Source organism: Dactylosporangium sp. NPDC051485 (assembly GCF_040682015.1).
GTDB lineage: Bacteria > Actinomycetota > Actinomycetes > Mycobacteriales > Micromonosporaceae > Dactylosporangium.
In genome coordinates, this window is the sequence record NZ_JBFAZW010000068.1 from 1 (window position 1) to 14,683 (window position 14,683).

General features: G+C 71.7%; 11 protein-coding genes. 5 read left to right on the forward strand and 6 right to left on the reverse strand.

From position 1 onward, the window contains the following. The coding region (locus AB0M46_RS32265) for a PLP-dependent aminotransferase family protein (protein ID WP_363342202.1) at positions 1-1,174 on the reverse strand (1,174 nt) is incomplete at its 3' end. On the opposite strand from AB0M46_RS32265, the gene AB0M46_RS32270 reads away from it, so the two are divergent. The 3 genes from AB0M46_RS32270 (at position 1,173) to AB0M46_RS32280 (ending at position 4,917) form a co-directional block, all read left to right on the forward strand. Beyond that, positions 1,173-2,114, forward strand: a complete 942-nt coding sequence (locus AB0M46_RS32270) for a DMT family transporter (protein WP_363342204.1) — start codon at positions 1,173-1,175, stop codon at positions 2,112-2,114. The genes AB0M46_RS32265 and AB0M46_RS32270 overlap by 2 nt on opposite strands. Positions 2,115-2,340: 226 nt before the next feature. Beyond that, positions 2,341-2,775 (forward strand): RpiB/LacA/LacB family sugar-phosphate isomerase, encoded by a 435-nt coding sequence (locus tag AB0M46_RS32275; RefSeq protein WP_363342206.1) that lies wholly within the window; start codon positions 2,341-2,343, stop codon positions 2,773-2,775. Positions 2,776-3,144: 369 nt separating this feature from the next. After that, the gene (locus AB0M46_RS32280; protein ID WP_363342208.1) at positions 3,145-4,917 is read left to right on the forward strand and encodes an ABC transporter substrate-binding protein; all 1,773 of its coding nucleotides are present in this window, start codon (positions 3,145-3,147) and stop codon (positions 4,915-4,917) included. A gap of 151 nt (positions 4,918-5,068) precedes the next feature. On the opposite strand, the gene AB0M46_RS32285 is transcribed toward AB0M46_RS32280, so the two are convergent. The 4 genes from AB0M46_RS32285 to AB0M46_RS32300 form a co-directional block, all read right to left on the reverse strand. Continuing rightward, positions 5,069-5,716, reverse strand: a complete 648-nt coding sequence (locus tag AB0M46_RS32285) for an NAD(P)H-binding protein (RefSeq protein WP_363342210.1) — start codon at positions 5,714-5,716, stop codon at positions 5,069-5,071. A gap of 148 nt (positions 5,717-5,864) precedes the next feature. Then, on the reverse strand, positions 5,865-6,245 hold the full coding sequence (locus tag AB0M46_RS32290; protein WP_363342212.1) for an STAS domain-containing protein: 381 nt from the start codon (positions 6,243-6,245) through the stop codon (positions 5,865-5,867). Between the two features lie 99 nt (positions 6,246-6,344). Further along, the gene (locus tag AB0M46_RS32295; RefSeq protein WP_363342214.1) at positions 6,345-7,181 is read right to left on the reverse strand and encodes a PHP domain-containing protein; all 837 of its coding nucleotides are present in this window, start codon (positions 7,179-7,181) and stop codon (positions 6,345-6,347) included. A gap of 13 nt (positions 7,182-7,194) precedes the next feature. Next, positions 7,195-7,986 carry a methyltransferase domain-containing protein gene (locus tag AB0M46_RS32300; RefSeq protein ID WP_363342216.1) on the reverse strand — a complete coding sequence of 264 codons (792 nt, stop codon included), beginning with the start codon at positions 7,984-7,986 and terminating at the stop codon, positions 7,195-7,197. A 137-nt stretch (positions 7,987-8,123) separates the two neighbouring features. On the opposite strand from AB0M46_RS32300, the gene AB0M46_RS32305 reads away from it, so the two are divergent. Together AB0M46_RS32305 and AB0M46_RS32310 are read left to right on the forward strand one after the other, a co-directional pair. Further along, the gene (locus tag AB0M46_RS32305) at positions 8,124-8,705 is read left to right on the forward strand and encodes an isochorismatase family protein (RefSeq protein ID WP_363342218.1); all 582 of its coding nucleotides are present in this window, start codon (positions 8,124-8,126) and stop codon (positions 8,703-8,705) included. Beyond that, positions 8,702-9,619, forward strand: a complete 918-nt coding sequence (locus tag AB0M46_RS32310) for an AraC family transcriptional regulator (protein ID WP_363342220.1) — start codon at positions 8,702-8,704, stop codon at positions 9,617-9,619. Before AB0M46_RS32305 ends, AB0M46_RS32310 begins: the two co-directional genes overlap by 4 nt. Before the next feature lie 119 nt (positions 9,620-9,738). On the opposite strand, the gene AB0M46_RS32315 is transcribed toward AB0M46_RS32310, so the two are convergent. Continuing rightward, positions 9,739-14,325 carry a discoidin domain-containing protein gene (locus AB0M46_RS32315; RefSeq protein WP_363342222.1) on the reverse strand — a complete coding sequence of 1,529 codons (4,587 nt, stop codon included), beginning with the start codon at positions 14,323-14,325 and terminating at the stop codon, positions 9,739-9,741. Positions 14,326-14,683 lie beyond the last annotated feature (358 nt).

The window sequence follows — 14,683 nt, forward strand, 5'->3', positions numbered from 1 at the left end:
GCACCGCCGGGGCCTCCAGCTCCGGCAGGTGCCGGCGGATCGTGTCGAGCAGCGCGTCCCGGCGCAGCCGCAGCTCCGCCCGCAGGGCCCGCAGGTGGCGGGGCCAGGCCGGCGAGGTGACGAAGTCCAGGGCGGCCTGCTGCAGCGGCCCGGCCACGAAGAAGTCGTCCAGGACCCGGGCCCCGCGCAGCCGGGCCCCCGCCGGCCCGCGGGCGGCGATGGCGGCCACCCGCAGCCCGGGGGCGGCCGACTTGGTCAGCGAGCGCAGGTAGATCACGTGGCCGTCCGGGTCCTCGGCGACCAGCGGGGGCGGCGGGTCGAGGTCGATGGCGAGGTCCCGGGCGTAGTCGTCCTCGAGCAGGAACGCCCCGGCGGCCCGGACCTCGGCCAGCACCGCGGCCCGCCGGGCCGGGGACAGCACGCCGCCGTGCGGGTTGGCGAACAGCGGCTGGCAGTAGAACAGCCGCGCCCCGGTGCGCCGCAGCGCGGCCGCCAGCAGGTCGGGACGCACCCCCTCGGCGTCGGCGGGCACCGGCACCACCCGCAGGCCGGCCGCCCGGGCCGCCGCGAGCGCCCCGAGGTACGTCGGCGACTCCACCAGCACCGCGTCGCCGGGCGCGGCCAGCGCGCGGAACGCCGTGGACAGCGCCGCCTGCCCGCCGGCGCAGATCACCACGTCCTCCGGCCGCAGCAGCCCGCCGGCCGTGCGGGCGAACCAGGCCCGCAGGTCCTCCCGCCCCTCGACCGGGCCGCGCTGCCAGCTCGCCGGGTGCCGGGCGGCCCGGCCCAGCGCGGCGCCGAGGGCGGCGGCCGGCTGGAGGTCCGGGTCGAGGTACCCGCTGGACAGTGCGATCGCCCCCGGCCGCGGGATGGCCAGCAGCGCCTGCATCGCGTCCTCGCCGGCCGGCCGGGGCCCGAGCGCGATCGACTGCCACGACAGGTCCGGCCGGGCCGCGGCGGCGGGCTGCGCGGCCACGTAGGTCCCCCGCCCGGGCTGCGTGTCGAGCAGCCCCTCGGCGGCCAGGGCCCGGATCGCCCGCGACACCGTGATCGCCGACGCCCGGTGCCGCGCGGTCAGCTCGCGCACGGCCGGCAGCCGCGCCCCCGGCCCGGCCGCGGCGGCCAGCGCCCGAAGATCTTGGATAACGCGTCCGGCTGCGTTATCGTCATTCATGAGAGACAAGGGTAACGTTACCCGCCGGAATGCGATAACGGGGGCCGCGCTCGGCGCCCTCGGGGTCCTCGGGTTCAGCATGTCGCTGCCGGCCACCCGCCTGGCGGTGGAGCACCTCGACCCCTGGTTCGTCGCGTTCGGCCGGGCCGTCGGCGCCGGCCTGCTGGCGCTGGCCTATCTCGCGATCGTCCGCGCCCCGCGCCCGACGGGGGCCCAGTGGCGGCGCCTGGCCGTGGTCGCCGCCGGCGTCGTGGCCGGCTTCCCGATGTTCACCTCCCTCGCCCTGCAGGCAAGCACGGCCACCCACGGCGCCGTGGTCATCGCCCTGCTCCCGGCGGTCACGGCCGGCTTCGCGGTGCTGCGGGCCCACGAGCGCCCGGCACCGGCGTTCTGGCTCGCCGGCGGCGGCGGCCTGGCCGCCGTGCTGGCCTTCCTGGTCCTCGGCGGCGCCGTCTCCGGCGCCATCGGCCCGGCCGACCTGTTCCTGCTCGCCGCGGTCGCCCTGTGCGGCCTGGGCTACGCCGAGGGCGGCGCCCTCGCCCGGGAGCTCGGCGGCGCCCGCACCATCTGCTGGGCGCTCGTGCTCAGCCTGCCGGTCACGGCCGCGGTCACGGCGTGGTCCGCGCTGCGCCATCCCCCGCACGCCCCGGCCGCGGGCTGGGCCGGCCTCGGCTACCTCACCGTGATCTCCATGTTCCTGGGGTTCTTCGCCTGGTACGGCGGGCTGGCCCGCGGCGGCGTCGCCCGCGTCGGGCAGATCCAGCTCGCCCAGCCGGTGCTGACCATGGCCTGGTCCGCCCTGCTGCTGGGCGAGCACGTGCCCGCGGTCGCGATCGCCGCCGCCGTCGCCGTCCTCGCCTGCGTGGCGCTGACCCAGCGGCTGCGCGCCGCGCCCCCGGCCCCGCCCCGGCTCGAGGCGGCCAGCCCCCCGGCCGGTTGACCCTCACGCCACGACAGGCGGGCCGCGCCGGCACGTCACGCCCGAGGATGCGGCCGCGCGCCGCGCCCGTTACCTTTTGCCCCTCACGCCACGGCAGGCGGGCCGCGCCGGCACGTCACGCCCGAGGAGCTGGTGCGGCTCGGCCGGGGCCCGATCGTCCGGCGGATGCGGGCGGCCGGCGTGCGGCGGGTGTATGCCCCTGACCGGGTGGCGGCACAATGGGATGATGCGCATCGCGTTCGCCGCCGACGACCACAACGCGACCACCGACGCCGTCCTGGCCGAGCTCGCGGACGCCGGCCACGAGGTGCTGCGGGTCGGCGGTGACGATGCCGACGTACCGTGGCCGGACCTCGGCGCCGGAGTCGGGCGGGCCGTCGTCGAGGGGCGGGCCGACCTCGGCGTCGTCATGTGCTGGACCGGCACGGGCACCGCGATCGCCGCGAACAAGGTGCCCGGGGTGCTCGCGGCCGTCGCCTGGGACCCGTGGGTGGCCCGGGGCGCGCGGCTGTGGAACGACGCGAACGTCCTCGCGATGAGCCTCAAGCGGCTGGCGCCGGACGTCGCCGTCGAGGTGTTGCGGGCGTTCCTGGAGGTACCGGCGCCGGATCCGCAAGAGGCCGGGAACATCGCCCGGCTGCGGGAGCTGCCCGGCGCCTGACCGGTCCCGGGCCACTGCGATTTCGGCGGCCGAGCCGCTGCTCAACGCCACGGTGACCATTCCGTTATGCGACAAAGCAATCCGGAGTGCAACCGGCCCGTCGCCTCCGAGGTCATTGCTCACAGAACGGCGACGCACATCGCCGGCCACGCGACGCAGCAACCACACGACGTAGCAACCACACGACGTAGCAACCAAAAGTTCAGGCTCTACCGACGTTTTCGACGACCCACCCGGTGGGCGTGGTGCATGCCTACGCCCTGTACACAGTGGAGGGTCCTCAGTGGACGCCGGCTGATCCGTGCTGCCCGCGTGCGTGAGATCCGATCCGCGGCGACCTCAACCGCGGCCCTTGGAAAGGTCCGACACGTGAAGAAGCGACCAGGTGCGCTGGTGACCGCCACGGTCACCGCGAGCCTCCTGCTGTCCGCCTGCGGAGGCGGCACCAGCAGCGACAATACCAGCAACAACGGCGGCGCCAAAGGTCCGAGCGGGTACAACGCCGCCCTGCAGGGCATCGTGCACCCGTCCGACAAGAAGGGCGGCACCCTCAAGCTGACGCAGAACTCCGGCTTCGACTCGACCGACCCGCAGATCGCGTACTACGCGAACGCCTGGAACTTCATGAAGGGGTTCTACGTCCGCGCGCTGCTGACCAACCAGGCCAAGCCCGGCCCGGACGGCCTGAAGCTGGTGCCGGACCTGGCCGCCGACATGCCCACGATCGAGGACGGCGGCAAGAAGTACACCTTCAAGCTCAAGCCGGGGCTGAAGTACGAGGACGGCTCGCCGATCACCTCGAAGGACTTCAAGTACGCCGTCGAGCGCGTCTTCGCCTCCGAGGTCGTCAACGCCGGGCCGAAGTACCTGGTGGACGTGCTCGACCAGGGGCAGAAGTACCCGGGCGTGTACAAGGACACCGACCCGGACAAGATGGGCCTCAAGTCGGTCCAAACACCGGACGACCTCACGATCGTGTTCACCCTCAAGGAGCCCAACAGCGACTTCCTGTACCTGATCTCGATGCCCGCGGCGGGTCCGATCCCGCGGGCCAAGGACACCGGCGTGAAGTACGCGCTGCACCCGGTCTCGTCCGGGCCGTACAAGTTCGAGACCTTCGACGAGGGCAAGAAGCTGACCCTGGTCCGCAACGAGAACTGGGACCCGAGGACCGACACCGTGCGCCTGGCCCTGCCGGACCGCGTCGAGGTCACCTTCGGCACCGCGGTCGAGGAGATCGACAACGAAGTGCTGTCCGGCGAGGTCGACCTCGACATCGCGCAGACCGGCGTGCAGCCCGGCACGCAACCGAAGGTCCTGACCCAGCCGGACAACAGGAAGAACACGGACTCGGTGCCGTCGGGCTTCATCCGGTACGCCGCCATCAGCACCAAGGTTCCGCCGCTGGACAACATCCACTGCCGCAAGGCCGTGCAGTACGCGCTGGACAAGGTCGCCATGCAGACCGCCCGCGGCGGCCCCGACGCCGGCGGCGCCATCGCCACCAACATGCTGCCGCCGACGATCGCCGGGCACGACGACGCCGACGACGCGTTCAACACCAAGTCGGGCAAGCCGCAGACCGACAAGGCCAAGGAGGAGCTCGCCGCGTGCGGCAAGCCCAGCGGCTTCGACACCGTGCTCGCCACGCGCAACACCGGCAAGGAGTTCAAGACGGCTGAGGCGCTGCAGCAGTCGCTGGCCGCGGTCGGCATCAAGGCCCGCCTCGACCCGCAGGACCCGTCGCAGTACTTCCGCTCGATCATCGGCACGCCGGCCAACGTGCACAACAAGGGCTACGGCCTGATGATGGCGGGCTGGGGCGCCGACTACCCGACGGCGGCCGGCTTCCTGCAGGTCCTCGTCGACGGCCGGGCCATCTCGGCGTCGGGCAACAACAACTACGCCGAGATCGACGACCCTGAGATCAACAAGCTGATCGACCAGACCAAGACCGAGCCCGACCTGGCCAAGAACGCCGAGATCTGGCGCCAGATCAACAAGCTCGTGTCGGAGACGGCGGCGTACCTGCCGTTCACGTACGACAAGGCGCTGAACTACCGCAGCCCGCGGCTCACCAACTGCTTCGTCACGCCGTACTACGGCATGCTGGACTTCGGCAGCCTGGGTGTCGTGAGCTGACCGTGGAGTGCCCGGGTCGACGAGGGACTTCCCGGGCACGGCGGTGACGCGACCGGCCGTTCTTCCTCCTTGGGACGGCCGGTAGCGTCCGGCCCGGGTCCGTGGCCCGACGGACCCGGGCCGCATCGCGCCCTCGGGGTTCGACGCGGGTTCAGTACGCGACGGATACCCGCCGGCCGACCCAGGACGGCTCCTCCAGCGCGCGGAACATCGCGTCCGCGACGTCGGCCCGCGAGAGGGTCCGCGCCCCGCGCACGTTGATGTCGAGAACGGCGCGATATGGACGGTGTCCGCCGCCGGTCAGCCGCGGCGGCGCGATGAGCGTCCAGTCGGCCCCGCTCGCCCGCAGGACCCGCTCGGCCTCGGCCAGGTCCTCGAACCCCTCCCGCAGCAGCCGCTGCAGCAGCGGCTTGACGACGGCCCGGGTCAGCGCCCCGTCGCCCTCGTCAGCGACCCGCCCGGCGGCGTCGACGGAGACGATCCGCCGTACCCCGGTCGCCCGCATGGCCGCCGCCTGCGCCCGCGCGCCGTCGGCCTGCACGGTGCTGCGCGCCGCCGGGTCCCGCCGCCGCCGGGCCTTCATCTCCGGCGCCCGCAGCCCGAGCGCGGACAGCACCGCGTCCCGCCCGGCCACCGCCCCGGCGAGGGCCGCCGCATCGTCGAGGCCGGCCACCACCACGGCACATCCGAGCTCGACGGGCCGCCGGCTGACCGCCGTCATCTCGTGCCCGCGTGCCAGCCCCTGCCGGATGAGCTGCGTCCCGATGCCTCCGGTCGCCCCGAACACCGTGAGTTTCATCCCCGCGCCTTCCGTGGTTAGTGAGTGCTCACTCACGCGCCTGCTTCCAGCACGCCTTCATCTCCGCGTTCGCCCCGGCCCTGCCCCCGGACCGGGAGGCCGCCGCCGCCTTCGTCAGCCAGCTGCGCCTGTAGCCGGCGCGGGGTTGCTACGCGCTCTTCGGAGGGGCCCAGCCGCTCGTGCCGGTCGGGGTGGAGAGGGTGTCCAGCAGGCCCAGCAGGCTCAGCACGCGGCGGACGCCGGGGCTCGGGTTGACGATCCACAGGTCGCTGTGGCTGCTGACGGCGTGGGCGCGGGCGGAGACGAGCTTGCCGATGCCGGTCGAGTCGATGAAGGTCACCAGGCCCAGGTCGACCTCGACGGCTCTTGCCCGCACGTCGTCGATCGCCCGGAACAGCACCTTCCGCAGTTCGCCAACGTTTTCCAGGGTCACCTCCCCCGCTACGCGGACCCGCAGGGCCTGGCCGGGCAGGGGATCGACGGTGATGTGCAGTTCGGGGAACACGGCGAAGCGATCGGCGGGACTCATCGGCGGCTCACCTTCTACGATCCGAGCCGCTTCCACGATACGGGCATTCACCCCCGGCGTCACCCGTCGACATCCACGACTGTCGACGTCGCCGCCCGATCAACGCAGCCAGTGCTCGTAGGGGTGGCGGCCGGGGCGGAAGCCGGCGGCCGTGGCCAGATCGGCGGCGGCCCGGAAGTTCGTGGCCACCAGGTCGGGGCGGTGCGCGTCGCTGCCGAAGCTCACCGCCTCGCCGCCGGCCTCGCGCCACCACCGCAGCAGCAGCGGCTCCAGGGTGCGGCGGGTGTTGACCTCCAGCGCTCGGCCGGTGCCGGCGAGGGAGCGCAGCACGGCTCGTACCTCGTCCTCGAAATCGGCGAGGCGGAACTCGTGGCCCGCCGGGAGGTAGCGCACCGGGTAGTCGAGGTGGGTCAGCGTCGAGAAGTCGCCGCCCGTCTCGATCATGCGAATCGTCTCGGCGAAGTAGTCGCGCAGCACCGACGGGACGTCGCGCACCGTGTACTCGTCTTCCACCAGGCGGAAGACGCCGCGCACGCGCAGCGAGTGCAGGGAGCCGATGACGCGCTCGAAGGGGGCGGAGGCGAGCAGCGCGGCGGCCGGGCCGGCGAACCAGTGCGGCTCGCCGAGCTCGACGCCGGTGATGATCTTCAGGGAGGGGTACCGCGAACGGCACCGGTCGACCGACTCCAGGTACCCGGCCACGTCCAGCGGCGGCGGCGCGAGCGACTCGGGGTCCACCAGGTGGCGGGCCATCCGCGGCGCCAGCGAGTCGGGCGCGACGGTCCACGTGATGAAGTCCGTGTGCTCGGTGAACGCGATCGCCGGCAGGCCGAGCTCGACCGCCCGGGCGCAGGAGCCGTCCATGTCGCCGGCCGTGCTGTCCCACGAGAACTGGGTATGGGTGTGCAGGTCCGCGGGAAGTCGATCTCCGGTCACGGCAAGGATGGTGTCACACGACCCGGGCGAGGATCTCGCCGTGCAGGATGGACAGCCACCCGTCCGGATCGGCGGCCCAGCGGCGCCAGCCCTCGGACAGGCGGGCCAGTTCCTCCTCGGGCACGCCGGCGGCCAGGGCCTGGCGGGCCATCGCCGACGAGCGCACCCGGTCGGCCCACATGCCGCCCCACCAGGCACGGTCCTCGTCGTCGGCGAAGCACCAGGTGCTCGAGGTGGCGGTGACGTCGGTCAGGCCGGCCTCGCGGGCCCAGGCCAGCAGCCGCCGGCCGGCGTCGGGCTCGCCGCCGTTGGCCCGGGCCATGCGCTGGTAGAGGGCCATCCAGTCGTCCAGCTCGGGCAGGGCCGGGTGCCACACGAAGCCGGCGTAGTCGCTGTCGCGCGCGGCGATGTAGCCGCCGGGCTTGCACACCCGGCGCATCTCGCGCAGGGCCCGGACCGGGTCGGCGACGTGCTGCAGCACCTGGTGGGCGTGGACCACGCAGAACGTGTCGTCGGGGAACGGCAGGGCGTGCACGTCGCCGCGCACCACCTCGGCGTTGGCCACCCCGGCGAGGCCCTCGCGGGCGACGGCGACGGCCTCCTCGGTGACCTCGAGGGCGGTCACGTGGGCGACGCGGGCGGCCAGGTCCCGGGTGATGGTGGCCGGCCCGGCCCCGACGTCCAGGACCTTCATCTTCTCGGTGAGCACCGGCAGCAGGTAGGCGGCGGAGTTCTCGGCGGTGCGCCAGCGGTGTGAGCGCAGTACCGATTCGTGGTGTCCGTGGGTGTAGACGTTGCTCGGCATGTCCCGGACAGTAGTATCCGCGTCTCATACTCCGGAATCACTCTCCCGCATTATGAGACGGCTGTTGACCGGATCCGTCCGCCCGACGGCCGGTCCTAGCCTGGTCGGGAGGCGAACCGAAGCGCAGGATCAGAGGCATGCGAAGCGCACTGCTCATCATCGACATCCAGGAGTCGTTCCGGCGGCGGCCGAGCTGGGTGGCCGTGACCGATCCCGGCATCGCGGCGACCGTGCAGCCGCTCATCGACGACGCCCGCAAGCGCGGCGACCTGGTGGTCTGGATCCTGCACACCGAGCCCGGCACCGGGAACCCGTTCGACCCGGTCAACGGCCACATCCGTTACCTCGACGGCCTCGAGCCCCGGGCCGGCGAGCCGGAGCTGGTCAAGACGTCGGCCAACGCGTTCACCACCACCGGCCTGCAGCAGCTGCTCACCACCGAGGGCATCCGGCACCTCATCGTGACCGGCATCCAGACCGAATGGTGCTGCGAGACGACCACCCGGGTCGCGTGCGACCTCGGGTACGACGTCACGTTCGTCACCGAGGCCACGGCCACGTTCCCGATCCCGCACGTGGACGAGCGTGACCTGCCGTACGAGGAGATCCTCGCCAGCCCGCGCACGCTGCCGGCCGCCGAGGTGGTCGCCCGGACCGAGTACGCGCTCAACGGCCGGTTCGCGACCGTGGCCACCGTCAAGGAGGTCCTCGCCCGATGAGGGTGGTCTTCCTGCTCGTGCCGCAGGTGCACCTGCTCGACCTGGCCGGCCCCGCACAGGTGTTCTCCACCGCGCGGGACCTGGGCCTGGGCTACGAGCTGCACTACGTGGCCGAGCGGGAGGACGTCCCGACCGCCCAGGGCATACCGCTGCGGGCGAGCGCGGACTGGCCGGCGCTGGACGCCGGCGACCTGGTCGTGGTCCCGGGCTGGCGCGGGCACCGGTTCGGCACCCACGGGCTGCTGACCGGATCGACCCGCGCCCGGCTCGCCGAGCACCACCGCCGCGGCGGGACCGTGGCCAGCGTGTGCGCCGGCGCCGACGCGCTGGGCCAGGCCGGGCTGCTCGACGGGCGCCGCTGCACCACGCACCACGACCTGCAGGACCATCTGGCCGAGCGGTACCCGGCGGCGCGGGTGGTCCGCGACGTGCTCTACGTCGTCGACGACCGGGTCGTCACCTCGGCCGGCATCGCCAGCGGCATCGACCTGGCGCTGCACCTGGTGGCGGCCCGGCACGGCCCGGCGGTGGCGGCCCGGGTGGCCCGCGAGATGGTCGTGTACGCCCGGCGCAACGGCGACGCCCCGCAGCACAGCGTCATGCTCCGCCATCGCGACCACGTGTCCGACGTCGTGCACCGCGCCCAGGACGTCATCGACGGCCGCTTCACCGAGCGGCTGCCGCTGCGCGCCCTGGCCGTGGCCGCGGGCGTGAGCGAGCGCACGCTGACCCGCGCGTTCGGCGAGGCGACCGGGCTGACCCCGCTGCGGTACCAGCAGCTGCTGCGGGTGGAGCGGGCCGAGCACCTCATCGGGCACGGCGCCACGGTGGAGGCCGCCGCCCGCGCCGCCGGCTTCGAGGACGCGCGCATGCTGCGCCGCCTGCGGGCCCGGGTGGCGGGCTCCCCGCCGTGAACGGCGTCTCGTGACGTACCGCTTTCGCGGCTCTTCGCCCGGTTTCACGGCCCTTGCGCCAACGGCAACGGCCGCCGGGGCTGGGTGCCCCGGCGGCCGTGCTTGTTACTCGGTGCGGATTACGGGTTGATGGTGAGGGTGAACGTGCTGGTGGTGTTGCGGATGTTCTCCGCGTTGTTGGAGAAGGTGAGGTGGTTGAACGTCGCCGAGCCGACGGCCGGGCCCTGACCGGGCTCGGGCATCTCGTTGACCCAGATGCCGATGCCGGACTTGGCGTCGTACGCGTCACCGCTGCGCTTGGCGCCGCTGATGCTCACGTTGGTGAACACCGTGTCGGTGACCGGGTTCTCCGGCGAGCTTCCCGTGTACTTCGTCTGGAACATGATGCCGGAGTAGGTCGGGTCGACGATGTCCACGTCGGACACCCGGATGCCGCGGAACTGCTTCGAGGCCGAGAACACCCAGATCGCGCCGAACGCCTGCGCGCCCCAGAAGTGACCGCCGTCGCGCACCAGCGAGACGTTCTGGATGTTCGTCGGCGTCGAGCCGGGGCCGAACCCGACGAACGGGTAGCCGAAGTCCAGCGAGCTGATCGTGATGCCGGAGTACGTCAGCATGTCCGCGATGTACATGTTGCGGAACGTGTTGCTGTACCCGCCGTAGACCGCGAGGCCGGCCGCGCGCCAGGTGAGGGTCGCGGACAGGTTCTCCCACAGGTTGTCGTGGTTGCCCACCGAGCCGCCGCCGTCGGTCGCGGAGAACAGCGCGAACGAGTCGTCACCCGTGCTGCGGGCGTCGATGTTGTCCAGGTGGGTGTTGGTCGTGTCGTTGGTGAAGTTGATGCCGTCCGCGAACGTGTCCCGGATCCGGCTGTTGCTGATGTTGATGCCGCTGTTGTGCACGCCCCAGTACATGCAGACCGTGTGCTCGACCCAGACGTTGTCGATCGTCAGGTTCTGGTTGTCCTTGAGCTCGCCCCACACCTTGCCCGGCCCGTCGATGCGCTCGACGTAGTTGCCGAAGAAGGCGAGGTTCTTGAAGGTCGAGCCGTTGGCCGAGGTCTCGATGCGGAAGCCCGCGTCGGTGTTCTGCTGGTCCTGCGGGGTCTGGAACTTGGTGTACCACGGACCGGCGCCCACAACCTGCAGGGCCTTGCCGTAGATCTGGAACTTGCCGGTGGTGGTGTAGGTGCCCGCCGGCAGGTAGACGCCGACGGCCGTGCTGCTCTGCCGCGCGGTGTCGAAGGCGTTCTGCACGTCCTGCTGCGTGAAGCCGGCCGGGGTGATGTACGTGGCCGGGTTCGGGTTGGCGATCGGCGCGACCTGCTCGAGGTTGATGAAGTCGATCGCGAAGTTGCCGCTGTTGGCGGAGTCCTTCTGCAGCTTGATCGTGTGACCGGCCGGCACCGTGCTGTCGAGCATGATGCTGGCCTCGTCGTAGATGTGCCGCGGGCCGGCGCCGGGGGAGTTCGTGGGCGAGGCCTCGGCGCCGTACAACCAGGAGAACTTCGACGTCAGCGGGATGGCCTTGGCGAAGGTGCCGTCGACGTAGATGTTCAGCGTGGTGGAGGTGCCGTCCGGGATCGAGAACCGGGTGACCAGGGTGTTGGTGCTGGCCCGGGTGGTCCACTGCACGGACGAGCCGGTCGAGTTCAGCGTGACGGCCTTGCGGCCGGACGCCTCGCCCGCGATGGTGCCGATGTCGCGGCTCGGGCCGACGACCTGCGCGCCGCCGCCGACGATGCCGTCCTCGGCCTCGTACATGTCGTAGGGCATGTTGGCGCCGCGCCCGACGAACAGCGAGTTGTCGCTGGTGTTGTTGCCCTGCTTGATGGACAGCTCGTTGGTGTCCGGCGCGAGCACGGTGTGCACCGTGTACTTGCCGTTCGCCGCGGTCCAGGTGCCCAGCGTGATCACCGGCGAGCTGGCGCCCGCGGCGAGCGTGCCGGTGTAGGAACCGGTGAGCGTCTTGACCGTGGCGCCCGTCGAGTCGACCACCGTGAGCGTGACGCCGTGCGCGCCGGACGCCGTGGCCTGGGTGCCCTGGTTCTTGATGACCACCGTGAACGTGACCGTGTTACCGGTCGACGGGTTGCTCGGCGACCAGGCCACCGGGGAGGCGATCAGGTCGGAGCTGGCCACCGGCTGGACCACCAGGTTGGTGGCGCTGGTGAAGGAGTTGTTGGTCTCGTCGGTCTCGATGACCGAGTTGGACTCGTCCACCTTGGCGCTCACCGTGTAGGTCCCGGCGGTGCGGGGCCCGATGTTCGCGGTGAAGGTGCCCTGCGCGCCGGCGGCGAGGCCCGACACGTTGGCCGTGCCGGCCAGGACGGTGCCCTGGGCCGTGCCGAGGTAGAAGTTCACGGTGGTCGCGCCGGACGCGGCCGTACCGTTGTTCTTCACCGTCGCGGTCAGGTTGACCGAGTCGGTCTCCACCGGCGAGGCGGGCGACGCGCTGATCGCGGTCACCTGCAGGTCCGGGTTCGGCGACGCGGTGCCGAAGACCTGGAACTCCGCGATCTGGCCCGACGGGGCGCCGGTGTTGGAGTTAATCTTCAGCTGCACGTCGGCCACCCGGGCCGACACCGTGATGTCCACCGAGTTGCCCGTCGCCGGGTCCCAGCGGTAGTCGACCGCGTTCACCAGGCTGGTGAAGCCGGTCGCGCTCTGCTCACGCCCCAGCACCTGCACGTTCTGGGTGCGCGCGCCCCACGAGGAGCTCGGGTCGAGCTTCAGCGTGATCTTCGAGATGTCGTTGTTGGCGCCCAGGTGCACGGTCAGGGTCGCCGGGAAGCCGGCCGCGCCCTCCCAGTACGTGGTGGCGCTGTTGTCGTTGGCGTTGGACGGCACGAAGGTGAACACCGAGCCGCTGGCCTCGATCGGCTTGTTCAGCGCCACGTTGGTCCCCGGCGGCGGGTTGCCGGTGCCGGTGCGGGTGACCGTGTTGCTGGCCGCGGAGACGTTGCTGGCGGCGTCGCGGGCCTTCACGTAGTACGACACCGTGGCCGAGTCCGGCTGGTTGTCCGTGTAGGTCAGCGTGGTACCGCTGACGCTCGCCCGCAGCGAGTTGTTCGCGTAGACGTCGTAGCCGGCGATCGAGCCGCTGTCGTCGGTCGACGCGGTCCAGGTCAGCTTGATCTGGCCGCTGGCCGGCGAGGTGTAGGCCAGGTTGCCCGGCGCCGTCGGAGCCTGGGTGTCCGTGGTGGTGCCGGTGCGGGTGACCGTGTTGCTGGCCGCCGAGACGTTGCCGGCGGCGTCGCGGGCCTTCACGTAGTACGACACCGTGGCCGAGTCCGGCTGGCTGTCCGTGTACGTCAGGGTGGTCCCGTTCACGCTGGTGCGCAGGGCGTTGTTGGCGTAGATGTCGTACCCGGCGATCGAGCCGCTGTTGTCGGTCGACGCGGTCCAGGTCAGCTTGATCTGGCCGCTGGCCGGCGAGGTGTAGGCCAGGTTGCCCGGCGCCGTCGGAGCCTGGGTGTCCGGCGTGGTGCCGGTGCGCGTGACCGTGTTGCTCGCGGGCGACTGGTTGCCGGCCGCGTCGCGGGCGATGACGTAGTAGGCGACCGTGGCCGAGTCCGGCTGGCTGTCCGTGTACGTCAGGGTCGTGCCGCTCACGCTGGTGCGCAGCACGTTGTTGGCGTAGATGTCGTACCCGGCGATCGAGCCGCTGTTGTCGGTCGACGCGGTCCAGGTCAGCTTGATCTGGCCGCTGGCCGGCGAGGTGTAGGCCAGGTTACCCGGCGCCGTCGGGGGCTGGGTGTCACCGGTGGACGGGCCGTAGACCTCAAGCTCCGAGATCTGCGCCGCCGGCCAGCCGCTGTTGGCGGTGATGTTGACCCGGATGTAGCGGGTCGTGGCCTGGGTGAACGAGATCGTCACCGTGTTCGCCGTGCCGGGGGCGAAGTTGTACGCCGCGGAGGCGACCAGGTCGGAGTAGCTGCTGCCGGTGGTGCTCGTCTGGACCGAGAGGGTCTCGTTGCGGGCACCCCAGGAGGCGGGCAGCTTCAGGACGACCGAGGTGACCGGCACGGCCGCGCCGAGGTCGACGCCCAGCCACTGCGGGAAGGCGTTGCTGGAGCTCTCCCAGTAGCTGTTCTGGTTGCCGTCGCCCGCGTTGCCGGGCACGTACGACGCGTTGGTGGAGCTCGCCGTGAACGTCTTGCCCTGCGCCAGGTTGGTGGTGGACGCCGACACCCCGTAGATCTCGAACTCGGAGAGCTGCGCGGCCTGCCAGCCGGTGTTGGCGGTGAAGTTCAGCCGGACGTAGCGGGTGTTGGTCGCGGTGAAGCTGATCGTCACCGTGTTCTGCGTCGCCGGGTTGAACGAGTAGCCGGCCGAGCCGAGGATCGTGCTGAAGCCCGAGCCGTCGGTGCTGCCGGTGACCGACAGGGTCTGGGTGCGGGTCGCCCACGCGGTGTCGTTGGGCAGCTTCAGCTTGATCTGGTCGATGTTCTTGGCGCTGCCCAGGTCGATCTGCGCCCACTGCGGCCAGGAGTTGTTGGCGCTCTCCCAGTAGGTGGCCTGGTTGCCGTCGTTGATGTTGCCGATGCCATTGGCGCCGTTGCTGCTGCTGGAGGTGGCGGTGCGGCCGCTGGCCAGGTTAGGGCCTCCGGCCGCCTGGGCCGGCAGCGTCTGCGCCGTCACGGCGACGAGGGTGGCCACGGCGAACGCCGCGAGCACCCTTCGCGTCACGAGCTTTCTGCTCATCGAGATCCTTCGTCCGAGTCGCTCGCGTCCGAGCGGGGGGTGAGGGGGTACTGCGCCGAAGCATTGGCGGAGGTCGGCGTCGTGCGCCGGAGCGCTTCCCTGGCGGGGGTTGGCGGTGCGGTCCGGCCGTGCGGTCCAGTTGCGTGGCGGCCATGCGAGGGTGGTCCGCGCTGCAAGGGTCTGGCCTCCTCCGTAGGCGGGGTGGGTCCCGCTCGCGACCTGGTTGGCGGTTCAGGGCTGCGATCGAGTTGCGCTGAGGAGCTGTAAGTCTGTCGGGCACTTGTAGGAATCTTGCACTGCGTTGCGCCAAATGTTGCAGACGTGCTGCCGACTCGTCAACGGTCTTGGGATTTGTGCC

Bases quoted from the DNA above. Each gene is read 5' to 3' on its own strand.
- AB0M46_RS32285 (WP_363342210.1), bottom strand. From the start codon at position 5,716: ATGAAACTCACGGTGTTCGGGGCGACCGGAGGCATCGGGACGCAGCTC.
- AB0M46_RS32305 (WP_363342218.1), top strand. From the start codon at position 8,124: ATGCGAAGCGCACTGCTCATCATCGACATCCAGGAGTCGTTCCGGCGG.
- AB0M46_RS32310 (WP_363342220.1), top strand. From the start codon at position 8,702: ATGAGGGTGGTCTTCCTGCTCGTGCCGCAGGTGCACCTGCTCGACCTG.
- AB0M46_RS32270 (WP_363342204.1), top strand. From the start codon at position 1,173: ATGAGAGACAAGGGTAACGTTACCCGCCGGAATGCGATAACGGGGGCC.
- AB0M46_RS32290 (WP_363342212.1), bottom strand. From the start codon at position 6,245: ATGAGTCCCGCCGATCGCTTCGCCGTGTTCCCCGAACTGCACATCACC.
- AB0M46_RS32275 (WP_363342206.1), top strand. From the start codon at position 2,341: ATGCGCATCGCGTTCGCCGCCGACGACCACAACGCGACCACCGACGCC.
- AB0M46_RS32300 (WP_363342216.1), bottom strand. From the start codon at position 7,986: ATGCCGAGCAACGTCTACACCCACGGACACCACGAATCGGTACTGCGC.
- AB0M46_RS32315 (WP_363342222.1), bottom strand. From the start codon at position 14,325: ATGAGCAGAAAGCTCGTGACGCGAAGGGTGCTCGCGGCGTTCGCCGTG.